The organism is Motiliproteus sp. MSK22-1, assembly GCF_001968815.1.
In the GTDB taxonomy this organism is placed as follows: Bacteria; Pseudomonadota; Gammaproteobacteria; order Pseudomonadales; family Balneatricaceae; genus Motiliproteus.
Genome location: NZ_MIEQ01000046.1, coordinates 40735 through 57643, shown reverse-complemented (window position 1 = coordinate 57643; position 16909 = coordinate 40735). Strand labels below are relative to the sequence as shown.

Genomic DNA, 16909 nt, shown 5'->3' with positions numbered 1-16909 from the left:
TCTGGGCCTGTTCAGGGACTTCGTTCATCCAGTAGGAAGCTTCAATGACAGATATACGTGTTGACGATTTAAATGTCGAATCTCAAGCAGTACTGATTACTCCTGATCAGCTCAAAGCAGAGCAACCATTGACTCAGGCCGCCATGGAGTCTGTTTTGACCGGGCGACAGACAATCAAGAATATCCTGGACGGCAAGGACAAGCGCCTCTTTGTCGTCGTCGGTCCCTGCTCTATTCATGATACCAAAGCAGCCATCGAATATGGCCAGCGACTTAAAGTGATGGCCGATGAACTTCAGGACACTCTCTATATCGTCATGCGTGTCTATTTTGAAAAACCTCGCACCACTGTTGGCTGGAAAGGATTGATTAATGACCCGCACCTGGACGATTCTTTCCAGATTGAGGAAGGGTTACATATTGGCCGAAAGCTACTGATTGATCTGGCAGATATGGGGCTCCCTTTATCTACAGAAGCCTTGGATCCTATTTCTCCACAGTATGTTCAGGACCTGATTTCCTGGTCAGCGATCGGTGCCCGAACCACTGAGTCCCAGACCCATCGGGAAATGGCCAGTGGTTTGTCCTCAGCAATCGGTTTTAAAAATGGTACGGACGGTGGTCTGACTGTTGCTATCAACGCCTTGCAATCTGTCAGCCATCCTCACCGTTTTTTAGGCATCAATGCTGAAGGCCAGGTTGCAGTTATCCATACCAAGGGTAATCAGCACGGTCATGTGGTTCTGCGGGGCGGTAATAACAAACCCAACTATGATTCTGTTAGCGTCGCTCTCTGTGAGCAGGCGCTGGAAAAAGGCGGTGTCAGTCAGAACATAATGGTGGACTGCAGCCACGCTAACTCAAATAAGGACCCTGCTCTGCAGCCTCTGGTTATGGAAAACATTGCTAATCAGATACTGGAAGGCAATCAGTCTATTGTCGGCCTTATGGTTGAAAGCAACCTTGAATGGGGCAATCAATCCGTTCCTGAGGATTTAAGCCAGCTTAAGTATGGAGTCTCTATTACCGATGCCTGTATCGATTGGGACGCTACAGAAAAGAGTCTCAGGGAAATGCGCGAGAAATTAAAGGAAGTTCTGCCCAACCGCCGTCAATGAAATAGCTGAATAAACAGCGATCGGCCAGATTATTCTTTTGAGTAATTCTGGCCGATATGTTTTCTTTTAGTGCAAATCCTTTACTTTGTGATGCTGCTGATAATTCTCAGCCAGATGAGTCAAGAGTAACCAGTCCTTGAGAGAGTGGCTTGGATATTGCGCGGCAAGTTTTCCAACACCTTCCATCAGGTCCATACAGTCCCAGTCAGCGAGAATTTCTTCGACAGGATCCAAAGATGCACGTTCGGGTTCAGAAGGTTCGGGCATAATGACCCCCAACGGTGTCTTCTGGCCAACGGTGTGTTCTGGATAGCAGTACAACTCATGAAAAGACACCTAGTCCTACTGTAGCGCAAAACCAGGTTCAAATCTTCTTTCACTTCCTGTCGGGCTTAACCTTCATAACCGCTGTTTTTACCCCCGTTGTTTTCAATTAACCAGCAATTGTGAATTTTCTGGTTTCGTGCAAAATCCTTATCAATAGTCTCTCTGGTAATATCCTTGATTGTCAGGTCCGACAAGGACTCCAGATCCATCTTAAACTTTCGAAGGTTGTTCGAGAAAATAAGCTGCCCTTCGGGAGCCAGCAATACCAGGGCCAGACGAATGAGTTCTACATGATCCCGCTGAATATCAAGCGTATCACGCATACGCTTCGAATTTGAAAATGTCGGCGGATCCATAAAGATCAGATCATAACTCTGCGGTGATTCCTGTCCCTGAGCTTTGAGCCATTCCAGACAATCAGCCTGAACTGTCTGATGGAGTTGTTCACTCAAGCCGTTTAACGCAAGATTCTTGCGTAACCATTCCAGATAGGTGTTAGACATATCCACGCTGGTTGTGGAACGGGCAAGCCCCAAAGCCGCGTGAATGGTAGCGGCCCCTGTGTAACAGAAAAGATTAAGGAAACGTTTACCCTTAGCCCAGTGATGGATTTTCTGCCGGATGGGTCGATGATCAAGAAACAACCCCGTATCCAGATAATCATGAAAATTGACCAGAAAGCGACAGTTTCCTTCGCTAACTTCAACAAAATCTTTCTGCTCATCAAGCTGTTGATACTGGTCCTTGCCTGACTGTCGTCGGCGTTGCTTCAACACCACACGGTCAGGGTCCACCTGCATGACTGAAGGAATAACCGAGATGACCTGCTCTAAGCGCTCGACTGCCTTAACCTGATCAACCGACGCGGGCGCTGTATATTCCTGCACATGAACCCATTGATCATAACGATCAATCGCCACGGAAAACTCAGGCATGTCCGCATCATAAACGCGATAACAGTGAATATCCGCTTTACGGGCCCATTTATCGATCTGCTTTAAGTTTTTCCGCAAACGATTGGCAAACATCTCAGCACTGCCGGTAAAAGTCGTCTCAATCGTTGTCTTTGACTGAGCTTTTGATGTCGACGGTGAACCTTTCGGCTGATTATCCGCAGTTGTTTCAGCCCCCTTGTTTTCATCCCGAAAGAAGTGCTCTTTTTCTACATCAAACATCAGCAGTTTACTGGGGATCGCACCGTTATAGAGTTTGTATTGCTTGTTTGATCGTATTGCGACGGCCTTACCGAGTTCAGGATTGCCTGTGAAAACCCCTACTTTCCAGTGCAGGAAGTACTTCTTCAGGGCCTCTCCCAAGTGGCGATATAAATAGACAATAACGGGAACTTCGCTAAGTCGTTCACCATAGGGTGGGTTTGTCAGCAGAAGGCCGGGGAGTTGATCTGCCTTATGCGTTAGCGGTTTCAGATCGGCCAGTTCACGCTGGGATACCCGCACATAACCTTCTAAACCAGCGCGGCGAATATTTTCCCGAGTGATAGAAACTGCTTTCGGGCTGGCATCATAGCCGTGAATTTCAGGCAGGTTTATAGCCTTTGCCTCAACGCTATCCTGTTGTTGAGACCATGGATTGTCTGAATCTGATTTCGTTGTTTTTTTCGCAAGGTTATTTCGGGTCGCTCGTGCTTCTCGCACCAGCTCTTGCCAGCTCAACGAATCATGCTTTAGCCAGTTTTCGAAACCAAAACGTCGACGAAACACCCCAGGTGCAATACCTGCTGCCATTAATCCTGCTTCTATCAGCAAGGTTCCCGATCCACACATAGGATCAACCAAAGGACGTGAATCAGCCGCCATCTGTGGCCAGTTGCAGCGATATAGCAAAGCGGCGGCCAGATTTTCTTTTAACGGTGCTTCTCCACCCTCGGTACGATATCCCCGACGATGCAGGCTATCTCCTGATAGATCCAGGCTAAGCTGGCACTGGCCTTTATGCAAATGAACATTAATTCTGATATCAGGAGACTGCTTGTCCACACTGGGCCGCTGCCGGGTCTTTTCCCGTACCTGATCAACAACCGCATCTTTAACTTTAAGGGAGCCAAAATGGGTATTTTTGATGCTGTTCGTGCGACCGGTAAAATCGACAGTCAGGGTGCCTTCTGAACGCATGTGTTGCAGCCAATCAACTTGCTGAACACCGGCATACAATTGTTCTGCAGTTTCTACCGCAAAACTGTTCAGAGGCATAAGAATACGGTTCGCCAAACGGGACCAAAGACAAGCTTTATAGGCTGTTTTTAACTCTCCAGAAAAGTAAACTCCGCCGATAGTTGACTTGAGTTCTTCGGCCCCCAGCCCCTGGAGTTCTTCTAACAGCAGTAACTCAAGCCCTTTTGGACAAGTGGCGAAAAATTGCGAATGTTGGTGATTTGAACTCAAGTCAGATTGCCTTTGTTTGGTCTGTCATCTACGGAGTATTAACAGGGTCATCAGGAACAGTTTTTTGCTGATAAAAACCCGCTCGAATGATAACACTAACCAGGCATTTGTTCCCATTTTTGGATGTTCTGATTCGATGCAATTGAAAGCCTTGGTGACCTCCATTAATTTTTTTCAAGTTGCTAAGGTTGCGCTTCGGACAATGCTTCTATCAATTTGTTTATTAATAGAAAACAACCGTTCTCAGAGGATTTTTAGCAGCAAATTCCCAATATCATGACAAATTCAATGGTCGACAAATGAAAGCAGATTCGGTAAAACAATATGACTATCCTCTTGGATAGTCATGCGTCGGTAACAGTCGATAGCGGCAGCTGCCGGATTTTCTCATCGCATGTATAGACCTAGTTTAATGAAAACCAAGAAGAAACGAGGCTATAACTGAATGAAGAGACAAAAACGCGACTTGACTTCCAGAGCCTATCAACGCGGGTATCGTGTTGGACTGGCCGGTAAATCCAAAGAACTATGTCCATCGAATACCACTGAATCAACCCACCACTGGTTGACGGGCTGGCGCCAAGGGCGTTCAGATTTCTGGGACGGATATCAGGGGGTTTCGAGCATCCACTGCGCTCCAAACATCCCGTAACGACAAAAAAGGGAGTTTAACAGGGCTCGCTTTTGCGGGCCCTTGTCATTTACGAGTTTTGCTGATCAGCAATTGCTTGAGCCGCTTCTCTTATTAAGGCTGGCCCCTGGTAGATAAATCCACTGTACAGCTGTACCAAAGACGCACCTGCTTCTATTTTTTCGATAGCACTTTGAGCGTCGGTAATGCCCCCTACCCCGATTATAGGAAGACGCCCATTCAGGGATTCTGACAGTCGGCTAATGACTTTGGTTGAAGGCTGACGAACAGGAGCCCCACTAAGACCTCCGGCTTCCTGAGCAATGGCCGAGTGCTCTACACCTTCCCGTGCGAGCGTCGTGTTGGTTGCAATGACTGCGTCCATTTCATAGGACGCCAGAGAGTCGGCCACCATATCAATCTCTTCCGGTGCCATATCCGGTGCAATCTTGACAGTAACTGGGACATAGTAGCCATAGAATTCAGCCAACTTTTTCTGTTCGGTTTTAAGAGCGTCCAAAAGGCTGTTCAAAGAGTCGCCAAACTGCAAATCACGAAGTCCTGGCGTATTAGGCGAAGAAACGTTAACCGTTACATAGCTGGCACGGCTATATACCTTACGCAGGCAGAGTAGATAGTCGCTATTGGCATTTTCTACCGGGGTGTCAAAGTTCTTGCCGATGTTAATCCCCAGAACGCCTTCAAAGCGGGTTTTATGCAAATTCTTCAGCAGATTATCAACGCCACGGTTATTGAATCCCATACGGTTAATGATTGCCTGACTCTCCGGTATACGAAACAAGCGAGGCTTTGCATTACCCGGTTGAGGTCTTGGGGTGACAGTACCTACTTCAATAAATCCAAACCCCAGGGCTGCCAACGCATCAATATGAGCCCCGTCTTTATCTAAACCCGCCGCCAAGCCAACAGAATTGGGAAAATAGAGCCCCATCACCTCTTTTGGAGCATCCACGGCCTGATAAAGCAGTGAGCTGACACCCAGGTGTTCACTCAGATCCATGCCCTTCATCGCTAAATTATGGGAGGTTTCCGGCTCAAACTTGAACAACAGTGACTGCAGGTAACTATAACTCATCAATACGGGCTCTTTTAAAAACGGTAGTTGGACAGCGGCACTTTTTGAACGCCGGACATTTTTATCCAGAAAGCAGGGAACTGTTTGCAGGTTCTCTAATTGGAAAGGGATTATACGCAAAGAAAATGCAGGATTATATGCAAACATCCTCTGAAAATCGCCATACCCTACAGCCTGCGAATGGCTTGGAATTTCCCCTTATTATCAAAGCGAATGGAAAATATCCCCGATATACCTGTACGGGTGACAAATGGTTTCAGGATATTTGCTGGAAAGCGAACGGTACGACCATCAACGGATATGGCTGTTACAGACCTAGCCTGCCCTCGGTAAAGCTTAAGATACTCGTCCGTAGAAATGCTTAATCTTAGGGTAATATCTTCCATCAATCTCTAAAATAGTTACACAAGGGTGGCTAGCCACCCAGATTAAATATTGAAACCATCCGGTTTAAACGAGGCCAGCCAGCGCTCTTCGGTTAATGTTAACCTCCTTCACTGAGCATTGTACCCTTGGCCAGATCAAACAGTTCCCGTATCGCGACGGTAAACATCGAATAGTCTTGCTTATCAGCACCTTTAAGATCTGAAAGCATATTCAACCAGCGCAAAACCATCAAGTCATATTGCTGCATCCAAAGGTCAAAGCAGTCAGAGATTGAATCCTTACCATTCCATCGCTTAATCAAGCTGGTCGCCAGTGCGCGGACTTGCCAGTCCAGATCGTCCCTGAATGCCTCACGGGCCAGAGCCTGCCAATGATTATCGACCGTTAACGCCGAAACGCGTTTGGCAAACCAATATAAATCCAGGCGTTCACCCAGAACACAGTACGCTTCCACAACATGAGCGAGATTGGCCTCAGTATCTCGGGCCACTTCGATCACACCAAGAGACATGTAAAGACTATCTGTTCCTGCCACAACTGACGCCAGATCTTCCGGCACACCCGATTGATGGTAGTAATAGTAGCGGTCCCGCCAGTTTTGCGCAGGACTTCCCTGCAGCCACTCTCCCATCGCTTCACTGAGAATTTTCACCTGAGGTGCAAAGTTCTCTACCTCCTGCTGGACATTGAGTTCCATCCGACGATTTCTTAAAAACCAGCGGCTCGCTCTACGAACCAAACGCTGGAGTTCCAGCATCATTTTTGCCTGAACTTCAGAACCAACCTTATTGTCCAGCGCCTCTATTTGTGACCAGAGTTGAGGGAGCTGGAACACGTCTCTGGCAAGAATATAGGACTTGGCAATTTCCGGTAATTTACTACCCGTAGAAAGCTGTAACCGTTGAACATAGGAGATCCCCATTTGGTTAACCATATGATTGGCGATCTGAGTTGATATGATTTCGCGTTTCAGCCGGTGCTGATAGATTTCGGATTGATAGCGACTGACTAATTCCGCCGGAAATGCAGTTTCAAGCTCTCGACTTGCATGCTCGTCTTCAGGAAGGTCTGACGCAATAAATTCTTCTTTCATTTGAGCTTTACAATAGGAAATGATGACACTGAGTTCAGCCCTTGTCAGCCCCTTGCCATTGATTCGTCGTTCAGTTAACTCATCATCACTGGGTATAAATTCCAACTCTCTGTTGAGCTTTCCTTCATCTTCCAGATGGGATATAAGACGTCTGAACTCCCCCATTTTGTTTAACGTCTGCGCTTCCGCCAGGCTAATTGCCTGAACCTGGCGATAGTTATTGCCTAATACAAGTTCTGCGACAGAATCGGTCATTTCCTTAAGGAACTGATTACGGTGCTTGATTGTTAAATCACCCGCTTCAACGATGGCATCCAGTAATATCTTGATATTTACTTCATGGTCCGAGCAATCAACACCACCGGCGTTATCAATAAAGTCGGTGTTACAGGCGCCACCTTTAAGACAGTACTCCAGGCGCGCTCGCTGAGTGATGCCTAAATTTCCGCCCTCACCAATCACTCGACAAGATAATTGATCCGCATCCACCCGAATAGCATCGTTGGCCTTATCGCCAACTTCATTGTGGGTCTCATCACTACTCTTAACATAGGTGCCTATCCCCCCGTTCCACAGTAAATCCACGGGGGCCTGCAAAATCGCATGTAACAGAGCATTTGGCGTCATTCGATTAGCGCTGATATTGAATCGACTCTGCATCTCGGTACTGATCGGTATCGACTTGGCGCTGCGGGAGAACACCCCGCCGCCTTTGGAAATCAAAGAATCATCGTAATCAAGCCAACTTGAACGGGGGAGATCAAACAATCTCTGACGTTCTTTAAAACTAATAGCAGCATCCGGTTCTGGATCTATAAATATATGCAGATGGTTAAAGGCAGCAACCAACCTGATATGCTCGGATCTGAGCATGCCGTTACCAAATACATCACCAGCCATATCTCCAATCGCAAGAACGGTGAAATCAGTCGTTGCAGTATTATGACCCAGCTCACGAAAATGACGCTCAACAGAAACCCAGGCACCACGAGCAGTGATACCCATACCCTTATGGTCATATCCCTGACTGCCTCCTGATGCGAATGCGTCACCGAGCCAAAAATCATATTCTTTTGCGATACCGTTGGCGATATCCGAAAAAGTGGCAGTTCCTTTATCAGCCGCAACCACCAGATAGGTATCGTCAGTATCGTGCCTGTACACCTGTGGCGGAGGCACAACCAGATCATCTTTAAGGTTGTCGGTGATATCCAGCAGCCCGCGGATAAACAACTTATAACACTCAATGCCCTCTGCCATAAGTTTCTCCCGGGACATACTGTCCCGGAGTCGCTTGGCAACAAACCCGCCCTTGGCCCCCACAGGTACGATGACAGCATTTTTTACCTGTTGGGCTTTGACTAAACCAAGTACTTCAGTTCTGAAGTCTTCATTTCGATCTGACCAGCGTAATCCCCCCCGAGCAACCTTGCCACCGCGAAGATGTACCCCCTGAACTCGGGGCGAATAGACAAATATTTCAAACATGGGCCTGGGGTGAGGTATATCCGGAATATCTCGAGGCGAAAACTTAAATGAAAAGTAGGGTTTGAGCTTGCCGTCATCGCCTTTTTGAAAAAAATTGGTGCGTAATGTGGCCAGAATGATATCCAGATAACGGCGGATGATCCGGTCATCCGTCAAGCTGGGCACAGATTCCAGATCCTCAATAATGCTTTCCTTCAGGGACTCCTGTTTTTGCAGAAGTTTACCCTCAGGTTCAAACCGGGCATTAAACAATGCAATCAATTTTTTGGCGATACCTACATGATGTATCAGGCAATTGGCAATGGCTCTTTGACTGATGCCAAATTTTAGTTGTTTGATGTACGCCGCATAGGCCCTGAGCATTGCGACTTCCCGCCAGCCGAGCTGAGCGCCCAGCACTAAACGATTAAAGCGGTCACTTTCAGCATCGCCATACCATATATGAGCAAAAGCATTCTGAAATGTCTCCCGCACAGACTGCATATCAATTTCAGACCCTGCCCGGTGCAGCATACGAAAATCATGGATCCAGTAGCAAGCTTCTCCAGACCTTACCGCATAGGGGTGGTCATCCATCACCTTAAGCCCCAGGTTTTCCATGATGGGAATAACATCCGACAGCGGTATAGGCTCTCCATAATGGAATAGTTTGAAATTTACCTGCTGAATCGGTTGCTCCAGTTCACGATAAAAGCTCATTGCCATCGGTTGCCGGTCATCCAGTTCTTTCATATGCTGAATGTCGGCAACAGCTGTTCGCGGGGGAAAGTCATCTCTATAGCTGGCAGGGAATGCGCTGCGAAACTGGTTGGCAAGCCCTATCCCTTCTTCCTCACCATGAAAATCGATCAGTGCATTGTAAAGATCGTCCTGCCAGGAGCGAGAAGCCTGAATAATCCGCTGCTCTATGGCTTTCGGATCAATGTTCGAGTCCACACCATCCTGATCTACATGCAAGATAAATTGGGTCCGAGCCAGAATCGACTCTGAAAAGTGGGTGTTGAATTCAACTTTGCTGCTACCCAGCTCTTCACAAAGAATTTCCTGGACCCTGATGCGATAATCCGTGCTGTAAGCATCCCTTGGGGTATAGACCAGACAGGAGTAGTAACGCCCGTAAAGATCTCGACGAATAAAGACTCTCGTACGTCGGCGTTCATGGATGTGCAGGATCCCGAGGGCCGTTTCAAAAAGCTCATCGGTGCTTACCTGAAACAGATCGTCCCGGGGATAAATTTCCAGTATCTGTTCCAGCTCCTTCCAGTCATGACTCCCCCGATGTAACCCTGCTCTTCTGAGTACAGCATCAACCTTACGACGAACAACCGGAATAGAGGTCGTGCTCTGATAATAAACTGATGAAGTATAGAGACCAAGGAAACGATGCTCTCCGCTTAATTTCCCTTTAGCATCAAAGCATTTAACTGCAATATAGTCCGAGTAAGCAGGTCGGTGAATTCTGGATTTGGTCGGTGATTTGGTAAAACTTAACAGCTCACCGATTTTGATCTTGTCCCGTTGTCCTGTAGGTAGGTCACTGACCTGCATATGAAGGGATTTTTCATCACAGCAACGAAACATCCCCAGCTCTGAGCCGCTTACGGGCTCCAGTACGACCTTTGATCCTTTCTTTTTAGCCTTGTAAGCCTCATAACCAAGAAATGTAAAATGATCACCTTCCAGCCAGTTAACAAAATCAGTCATCTCTTTAGCATCAACTTTTGTCAACTTGTCAGAGATCCCATTAATCATATTTTTCAGGGACGTGGCTTTGGAGCGCATCTTGATGAAATCAGAAGTGACCAGAGTCACTTCATTGAGTATATCAACCAGAGTTCTGCGTAAATCCTTCAACTGAGTAGGGTCTGTATGCCTGTCGACCTCCAGATAAATAATGGATTCTCGGGGCACCTCCTCTTCAGTGCCTTCAGACAGCGTGACCTCCTGCAAATTGCCTTTAGGGTCACGCTTTACCGCCATGATGCTATTATGGATTGAATGTATGGTTAGCTCTCTACGATTGACTTCCATACGCACCGAGTCGATAAGAAACGGCATATCGGTCTGCAAAATTACAATTACGGTATGAGTGGACTGCCAACCATTTTCTTCAAAGTCGGGGTTAAAAACTTTTACTTTTGGTTGATCGGGTGCCAGATGTTGAAAGAAATGCCAGCACTCCATTGTTGCCCCGTACAGTTCATCTAATCGTCTGCCCGCAATCTCTTCTCCTGACGAAGAGCCATAGTGTAATCGGGCAAAATCCAAAACCTGTTTGGCTTGTTTCGCGGCCAGCTGCCGGTTTAATTCCTCCTCCAGTTTAGAGAGAATTTCGGCATGTCCTTTTCGGGAAAGCATATGCATTGCATCACCACTCCGGCAGTCAGATAATGTCTTGGAATCGGTAAGGTATATCGGCTCATCATAAGCCAACCGCAATAACGAGCTGGCGGTCCAGCTCCTGATGAGTATAGGCCAAGGTACTATTTTTGCAGGATTATCCATCAAATTATGGATAATTATCGAGAGCAGAGAGATCTTGGTTGGAGATCAGTCAGAGCGAAAATCCAAAGCCCCGACAGGCATTGTTCCAATGCGTCTAACGATCAGGGCTTGCGCAGGATTTAAAGAAAGGGACGTTTCAGGATGACCCTGAGACAGCCGTCAATCGATGTCAGTCAGTTTGATCCGTCATTTCAGAGTCGTTTTTTCCCATCAACTCTGCTGACTTTTGAGCGACTTCTTCCGGAGAGCGTTTAAGCCGTGGTTGACGTTTCTTCCGGTTATCGCCGGATGCGCTCTTAGCTTGCCTTTCCGCTTCCAGACGTTTTTCTTCTAATGATTTCTGCCGCTTTTTTTTAGCAAGATTTTCTTGCTTTCGTGTTTTGTATTCTGCCTTGGCGGCAGAGGTTTTCTTTTCGGTCTTTAAGGATACGAACTTCTGTCCTGCAACAGAACGAACCTTTTTCTTTTCACGCGTCATTTCTTAATACTCGTTTCTTAGCGCTGGCAAATCTGCAAGCACTTATCAATCAGGACTCACTCTTTGGAGTCTGGCTTTTCCTGCTCAATTCGAGCAAGTTCCTCTAACCTTGCGGCCTCCCGCAATTGGGCTTTATGCTGCCACTCGGCCACCGTTTCAAATGTCAGTCTGCCTATTTTTGCCGCTCTCAGGTCACCAATCAGGATTTCCGCCGCTTTGTGGTAATCAACCACTCCACCACTGCGCAAACACCCACGTCGGCGACCTATTTCGTCCAATGCCTGCTCTGGTTTTTCAGGCAGCTCCTTTAACTTGAACCGAGCAACAAGCAGATCAGGATAATCCTTCAAAAGAAAATCCAGTGCATAAAGGGCCACTTCCTCATATTCCATAACGGTGTCCTTGATAGCTCCACTTGCCGCTAATCGGAAGGTGGAATCCTGATCAAGAATCTTTGGCCAAAGGATGCCCGGAGTATCGTAAATGGCCAGCCCATTATGTGTAACGAACCGTTGCTGTGCCTTTGTAATGGCGGGCTCATTACCAACTTTAGCAATTTTTCTCCCTAACAGGCCATTAATCAGCGTCGACTTCCCTACATTTGGAATGCCCATAATCATCACCCGGATTGGGCGATCAGCGGAAACACGATTAGGGACCATCTTCTTGCAGAGTGCAGCAAGCCGTTTCACTTCCCCTTTATTGTCGCAACAAAGGGGAATAGCCTGAGTATCACCGGTACTGAAGTGTTCAACCCAGGACCTGGTTCGGACCTCGTCCGCAAGATCGCTTTTATTAAGCACCTTTATTACAGGCTTGCCTGATCTTAATTCATGAACCAATGGGTTTTCACTGGACACTGGCAATCGGGCATCCAGCACTTCCACCACCAGATCAATCTTTGGCATGATCTTGGCAATTTCTTTGCGAGCCTTATGCATGTGCCCGGGGAACCACTGTATGGCCATCTGCTGCAACTCCTTAAAACGAAAGCGCTGAAATAAAAACACCGAATATAAAAAAGGTGAGGATTATACCTTAATGGGCACAAATAGCTCTCCGGATAAATAATAAGAAAATCCCGACGGCCCTGTTTTTAGGCAAAAATCCACGTAGGCGTAATGCAGATTATGGGCTAGAATGAAAATCCACTCACTGTTGCCAGGACGCTTGTTGATGAATACGGTTTTGAACAAGAACCAAACTCTACTTGCCAGACAGCCTATATTTGACCGCCAGCTAAAAGTCATTGCTTATGAGCTCTTATACCGGGGAGACGACGGCGATGATGCTGTGTTTCTTGACGGAGACCAGGCAACTTGCGAGGTACTTCTCAATAGTTATACCAGTATCTGCGACAAAGGAACGATGAAACGGGTTCCTGCATTTATCAACCTGACCCGTGATCTGATTATTCAACAGAGTATCCCTAAGGCCCTGAGAAAGCAGGTCGTACTGGAAATCCTGGAAGACATCGAAATAGACGATGAGTTACTTGCAGCCGTCAGAAAGTTAAGAGAGGACGGATTCCGAATAGCCCTTGATGACTATGTCTATCATGAAAGTCACGATCCATTGCTGAAGCTCGTTAACATTGTCAAAGTCGATATCCTTCAGCTCAACAACGAACAGATTCGCGAACATATAAAAATACTGACTCCGTTCAACGTTACCCTGCTGGCAGAGAAAATTGAAAATGTTGAACAACTTTATGAGTGTGTTGATCTTGGTTTCAAACTGTTCCAAGGACATTTTCTAAGCAAACCACAACTGGTAAAGGGTAAGAAAATTTCCGGAAACAGTATTGCCCTGATGCAGTTGGTGCAAGAGATTCAGAAACCGAATATTACAGCCAATGACATTGAATCTCTGATAATCAGGGACCCAGTGCTAACCTACAAGTTGCTTCGAATCGTTAATTCAGCGGCATACTCCCTGGTTCGTAAAGTTGAATCTCTGAACCAGGCGATTGTCATGCTGGGGATGGAGCAGGTGAAAAAATGGGCGACACTGATCGCTCTGAGCAGCAATCAGGATAAACCCGAGGAACTGTCCCGTTCATTGCTTGCCAGAGGGCGTATGTGCGAACTGCTTGCTGAAGCGATGGGTTACGACAACAGCTCCAGCTACTTTATGGTTGGCATGATGTCCGAAATTAACGCTTTGCTTGATGTTGAAATGGCTGAGTTGCTGGAACAGATCCCTCTTCATGACGACATAAAGACAGCTATTTCAAGCCGAGCAGGCCGCATGGGTATGGTACTGGAAGCCACTATGGCTTACGAGCACGGAGAATGGGACCGGCTGGGCGAATTTAATATCAATGACACCCTCTATGAAAGCGCCTACCGTCAGGGCATACAGTGGGCTCAGGAAGCGATGCAGGCGTTAAACGACGATTCTTAGCGCTGTCTCTTTTAAAACGGTTCTTGTTAACAAGGCCAGTGAAGCATCCTACGCTATTTTTCTCTTCTGGGGAGGCCCTGTGTACGTTCATCCCTGCCATAAACATTTCGTATTGATTCTATGTCTTCGTCCAAATCGATAAATAGCTTTGATCCCGCTCTAATACGTCAGCAATTCCCACTAATCAGCAACAGCTCAGTGGTATACCTTGATAACGCGGCGACAACACAAAAACCCATCAGCGTTCTATCCGCCATTGAAGGTTATTACCAACACAGCAATGCCAATGTCCATCGAGCAGCTCACCAACTCAGCGCTCGTGCGACTCAAGCCTATGAAGACTCCCGGGAAACCGTAAAAACGTTCATTAATGCAAGCCAGAGTAGCGAAATTATTTGGACCAGCGGAACCACAGAGTCCATTAATCTGGTTGCTAACAGCTACGGAAATCACAACCTTAAGCCCGGTGATGAAATATTGCTGAGTTTAATGGAGCACCACTCCAACATTGTGCCTTGGCAACTACTGGCCCAGAGAACAGGTGCATCCCTGCGCGTAGTCCCTATCACAGAGCAAGGGGATTTGGATATTTCGGCTTATCGGAACCTGCTTAATGAAAAGACCCGAATAGTTGCCTTAACACAGGTATCTAATGCCTTAGGAACCGTTAACCCGATTCAGGAGTGTACCCACCTTGCTCACCAAACAGGTGCTGTCGTCCTTGTTGATGGCGCCCAGGCTGTGAGCCATATCGAGGTCGATGTACAAGCAATGGGGTGTGACTTTTACGCATTTTCCGGGCATAAACTGTTTGGTCCGACCGGCATCGGCGTACTCTACGGGCGTAAGGAGCTACTCAACCGGATGCCTCCCTGGCAGGCGGGTGGGGAGATGATCGAAAAGGTCAGCTTTAGCGGCACCACATTCAACAGGCTTCCTTTTAAATTTGAGGCCGGCACTCCCAATATAGCGGGGGCCATAGGACTTGGTAAGGCGATAGAATTTCTATCGGCCTTAGACCGAACGGCCGTCAACAACCATGAAGCACATTTGCTCAGTATTGCCACAGACTCTCTGAGCACTATCAAAAGCCTGCACATCGTTGGACAGCCACAGAAACGAATCGGACTGATACCCTTTACTATCGACGGCTTTCATACCTATGACCTGGGAACTTTGCTGGATCAGCAGAGGATAGCCATTCGAACCGGGCACCATTGCACTATGCCGTTGATGGACCACCTGGGGCTCTCAGAAGGTACCGCTCGAGCTTCATTCTCGCTCTACAATACGGCTAAGGATATTGCTGAACTGACCAAGGCTCTGGAACAATTAGTAAGCCCCGTGGCTGTCGACACAGGCACCGTTGCAATAACGTCACAGACTAAACCTGATTCGATACCGGATGAAACGGCTGATATATCCGTTGAGAACGAAGCCCTCTCACCAATTCAACACCCTATTCGAGACAAGTTAACGGCTACTCGCTCCTGGCAGTCTCGTTACAGCATTATCATGAAACTGGGTAAATCCCAATTACCACTACCAGACAATCTCAGATGTGAAGAAAACCTGTTACATGGCTGTACCAGTCAAGTCTGGCTGACTTATCAGTATCGTCCGGAAAGCAAAGAACTCACCTTTGCGATTGATAGTGACGCTCGGGTTATTCGCGGGCTGGCGTTAGTATTACTGGAAGCCCTGGCGGGTAAATCTCCCGATGAAATTTACCGTTTCAATATCAACGAATACTTTGATCCACTGGGGCTGATTCAGCACTTAAGCCCTTCCCGCAGTAACGGCATCATGGCCATAATGGAACAAATAAGACGAATCGCCGAGTCTTTAAGAGACTGAGCTAGTGTTTACCAATTTTATTTGAATTAACGATTTTATCGATTACTCGTGATACCGCTACAAAACCAAAGGTAGCGGTTACAACAGTAGCTGCACCAAAACCACCGCTACAATCCAGGCGCATAGCCCCGTCTCCGGTTTGTGTTTTTTGATGACAGACAGAGCCATCCTCCTGAGGGTAGCTTAATTGTTCTGTAGAAAAGACACAGGGCACATCAAAGCGTCGTTTAGGGTTCTTGGAAAACCCATAAAAACGTCGAAGATCAGAACGCACCTTGGCTGCCAGAGGGTCTTGATAGGTTTTACTGAGATCAGCGATAGCAATCTGAGTTGGATCCATCTGGCCACCGGCCCCTCCCACCGTGATAATCGGGATTTTTCTGCGCCGACAGAATGCGATCATTGCTGCTTTGGCTTTAACGCTGTCTATCGCATCGATTACAAAATCATAATTGTTGTCCAGCAGTTCCTGAAGATTGTCCTGGTCCAGAAACTCTTCCACCACCTCACATTGGCATGCGGGATTAATCTGCCTTATCCGTTCAGCCATCACCTCTACTTTTGATTGGCCAACGGTACTGGACAGCGCGTGGATCTGACGGTTGGTATTGGTAATACAGAGATCGTCAAGATCAATCAGGGTTATTCGGCCAATGGCGGTTCTCGCTAAAGCTTCAGCCGCCCAGGAACCAACTCCACCGATACCTACTACACAGACATGAGCACGACTCAAACGGACTAAACCTTCTGTGCCATACAATCTCGCCGTTCCGGAAAACCGTTGTGCCAACTCATCAGTCATTAGCGCCTGCCTCACCCCAGCATTTTCGTTATCTCATTTGAGTAACGATTCTATAAATTACATCAGGTTCCTTAGAGTCGGAGTGACCGACAACTAACCACCACACCCCTAAAAGCGTCGTCGTCACGGCTAAAAAACCTTACTGCTCAAAAAAGGAGCGACATTGTAACGGCAAAGATAGATAGCTTACAGACAAATATAGATTGAAATATCCGCAGAGCCTAAGGACGTGGCTGAGAGGCAGGACAGCAGAACGGGCCCAAATCAGTAAAATATAACAAATCTGGGCCACAGCAACGCGCTGTCAGTAGTGAGACTA

General features: G+C 47.2%; 12 protein-coding genes. 4 read left to right on the top strand and 8 right to left on the bottom strand.

Annotation, left to right across the window (positions count from 1 at the left end; all coding sequences use genetic code 11):
• Positions 1–44: 44 nt before the first annotated feature.
• Positions 45–1118, top strand: coding sequence for a 3-deoxy-7-phosphoheptulonate synthase (locus tag BGP75_RS13650; RefSeq protein ID WP_076719388.1), 1074 nt, complete (start codon positions 45–47; stop codon positions 1116–1118).
• Between the two features lie 66 nt (positions 1119–1184).
• On the opposite strand, the gene BGP75_RS13645 is transcribed toward BGP75_RS13650, so the two are convergent.
• Both BGP75_RS13645 and rlmKL read right to left on the bottom strand, forming a co-directional pair.
• Positions 1185–1454: a hypothetical protein gene (locus tag BGP75_RS13645; protein ID WP_143821067.1), complete on the bottom strand. Its 270-nt coding sequence runs from the start codon at positions 1452–1454 to the stop codon at positions 1185–1187.
• A 56-nt stretch (positions 1455–1510) separates the two neighbouring features.
• Positions 1511–3847, bottom strand: a complete 2337-nt coding sequence (gene rlmKL / locus BGP75_RS13640; protein ID WP_076719386.1) for a bifunctional 23S rRNA (guanine(2069)-N(7))-methyltransferase RlmK/23S rRNA (guanine(2445)-N(2))-methyltransferase RlmL — start codon at positions 3845–3847, stop codon at positions 1511–1513.
• Positions 3848–4292: 445 nt separating this feature from the next.
• Between rlmKL and rmf the strand changes: the two genes are divergently transcribed.
• Complete coding sequence (gene rmf, locus BGP75_RS13635) at positions 4293–4499, top strand: ribosome modulation factor (RefSeq protein WP_076719385.1); 207 nt, start codon at positions 4293–4295, stop codon at positions 4497–4499.
• A gap of 49 nt (positions 4500–4548) precedes the next feature.
• Here rmf and BGP75_RS13630 read toward each other — a convergent pair whose 3' ends face one another.
• The 5 genes from BGP75_RS13630 to ylqF all read right to left on the bottom strand — a co-directional run bounded on the left by BGP75_RS13630 (position 4549) and on the right by ylqF (position 12493).
• The gene (locus BGP75_RS13630) at positions 4549–5574 is read right to left on the bottom strand and encodes a quinone-dependent dihydroorotate dehydrogenase (RefSeq protein WP_076719598.1); all 1026 of its coding nucleotides are present in this window, start codon (positions 5572–5574) and stop codon (positions 4549–4551) included.
• Between the two features lie 167 nt (positions 5575–5741).
• On the bottom strand, positions 5742–5960 hold the full coding sequence (locus BGP75_RS13625; RefSeq protein WP_076719384.1) for a DUF2835 domain-containing protein: 219 nt from the start codon (positions 5958–5960) through the stop codon (positions 5742–5744).
• Positions 5961–6058: 98 nt separating this feature from the next.
• A complete protein-coding gene (locus tag BGP75_RS13620; protein ID WP_076719597.1) occupies positions 6059–10906 on the bottom strand; it encodes an NAD-glutamate dehydrogenase in 4848 nt (1615 codons plus the stop codon).
• 310 nt (positions 10907–11216) lie between these two features.
• A complete protein-coding gene (locus BGP75_RS13615; protein ID WP_076719383.1) occupies positions 11217–11525 on the bottom strand; it encodes a hypothetical protein in 309 nt (102 codons plus the stop codon).
• 56 nt (positions 11526–11581) lie between these two features.
• Entirely contained in the window at positions 11582–12493 is a 912-nt protein-coding gene (gene ylqF, locus BGP75_RS13610) for a ribosome biogenesis GTPase YlqF (RefSeq protein ID WP_076719596.1), read from the bottom strand.
• A gap of 208 nt (positions 12494–12701) precedes the next feature.
• Between ylqF and BGP75_RS13605 the strand changes: the two genes are divergently transcribed.
• Both BGP75_RS13605 and BGP75_RS13600 read left to right on the top strand, forming a co-directional pair.
• Positions 12702–13931 (top strand): EAL and HDOD domain-containing protein, encoded by a 1230-nt coding sequence (locus BGP75_RS13605; protein ID WP_076719382.1) that lies wholly within the window; start codon positions 12702–12704, stop codon positions 13929–13931.
• 120 nt (positions 13932–14051) lie between these two features.
• Complete coding sequence (locus BGP75_RS13600) at positions 14052–15788, top strand: SufS family cysteine desulfurase (protein WP_076719381.1); 1737 nt, start codon at positions 14052–14054, stop codon at positions 15786–15788.
• Position 15789: 1 nt separating this feature from the next.
• On the opposite strand, the gene tcdA is transcribed toward BGP75_RS13600, so the two are convergent.
• A complete protein-coding gene (tcdA, locus tag BGP75_RS13595) occupies positions 15790–16590 on the bottom strand; it encodes a tRNA cyclic N6-threonylcarbamoyladenosine(37) synthase TcdA (protein WP_076719380.1) in 801 nt (266 codons plus the stop codon).
• Positions 16591–16909 lie beyond the last annotated feature (319 nt).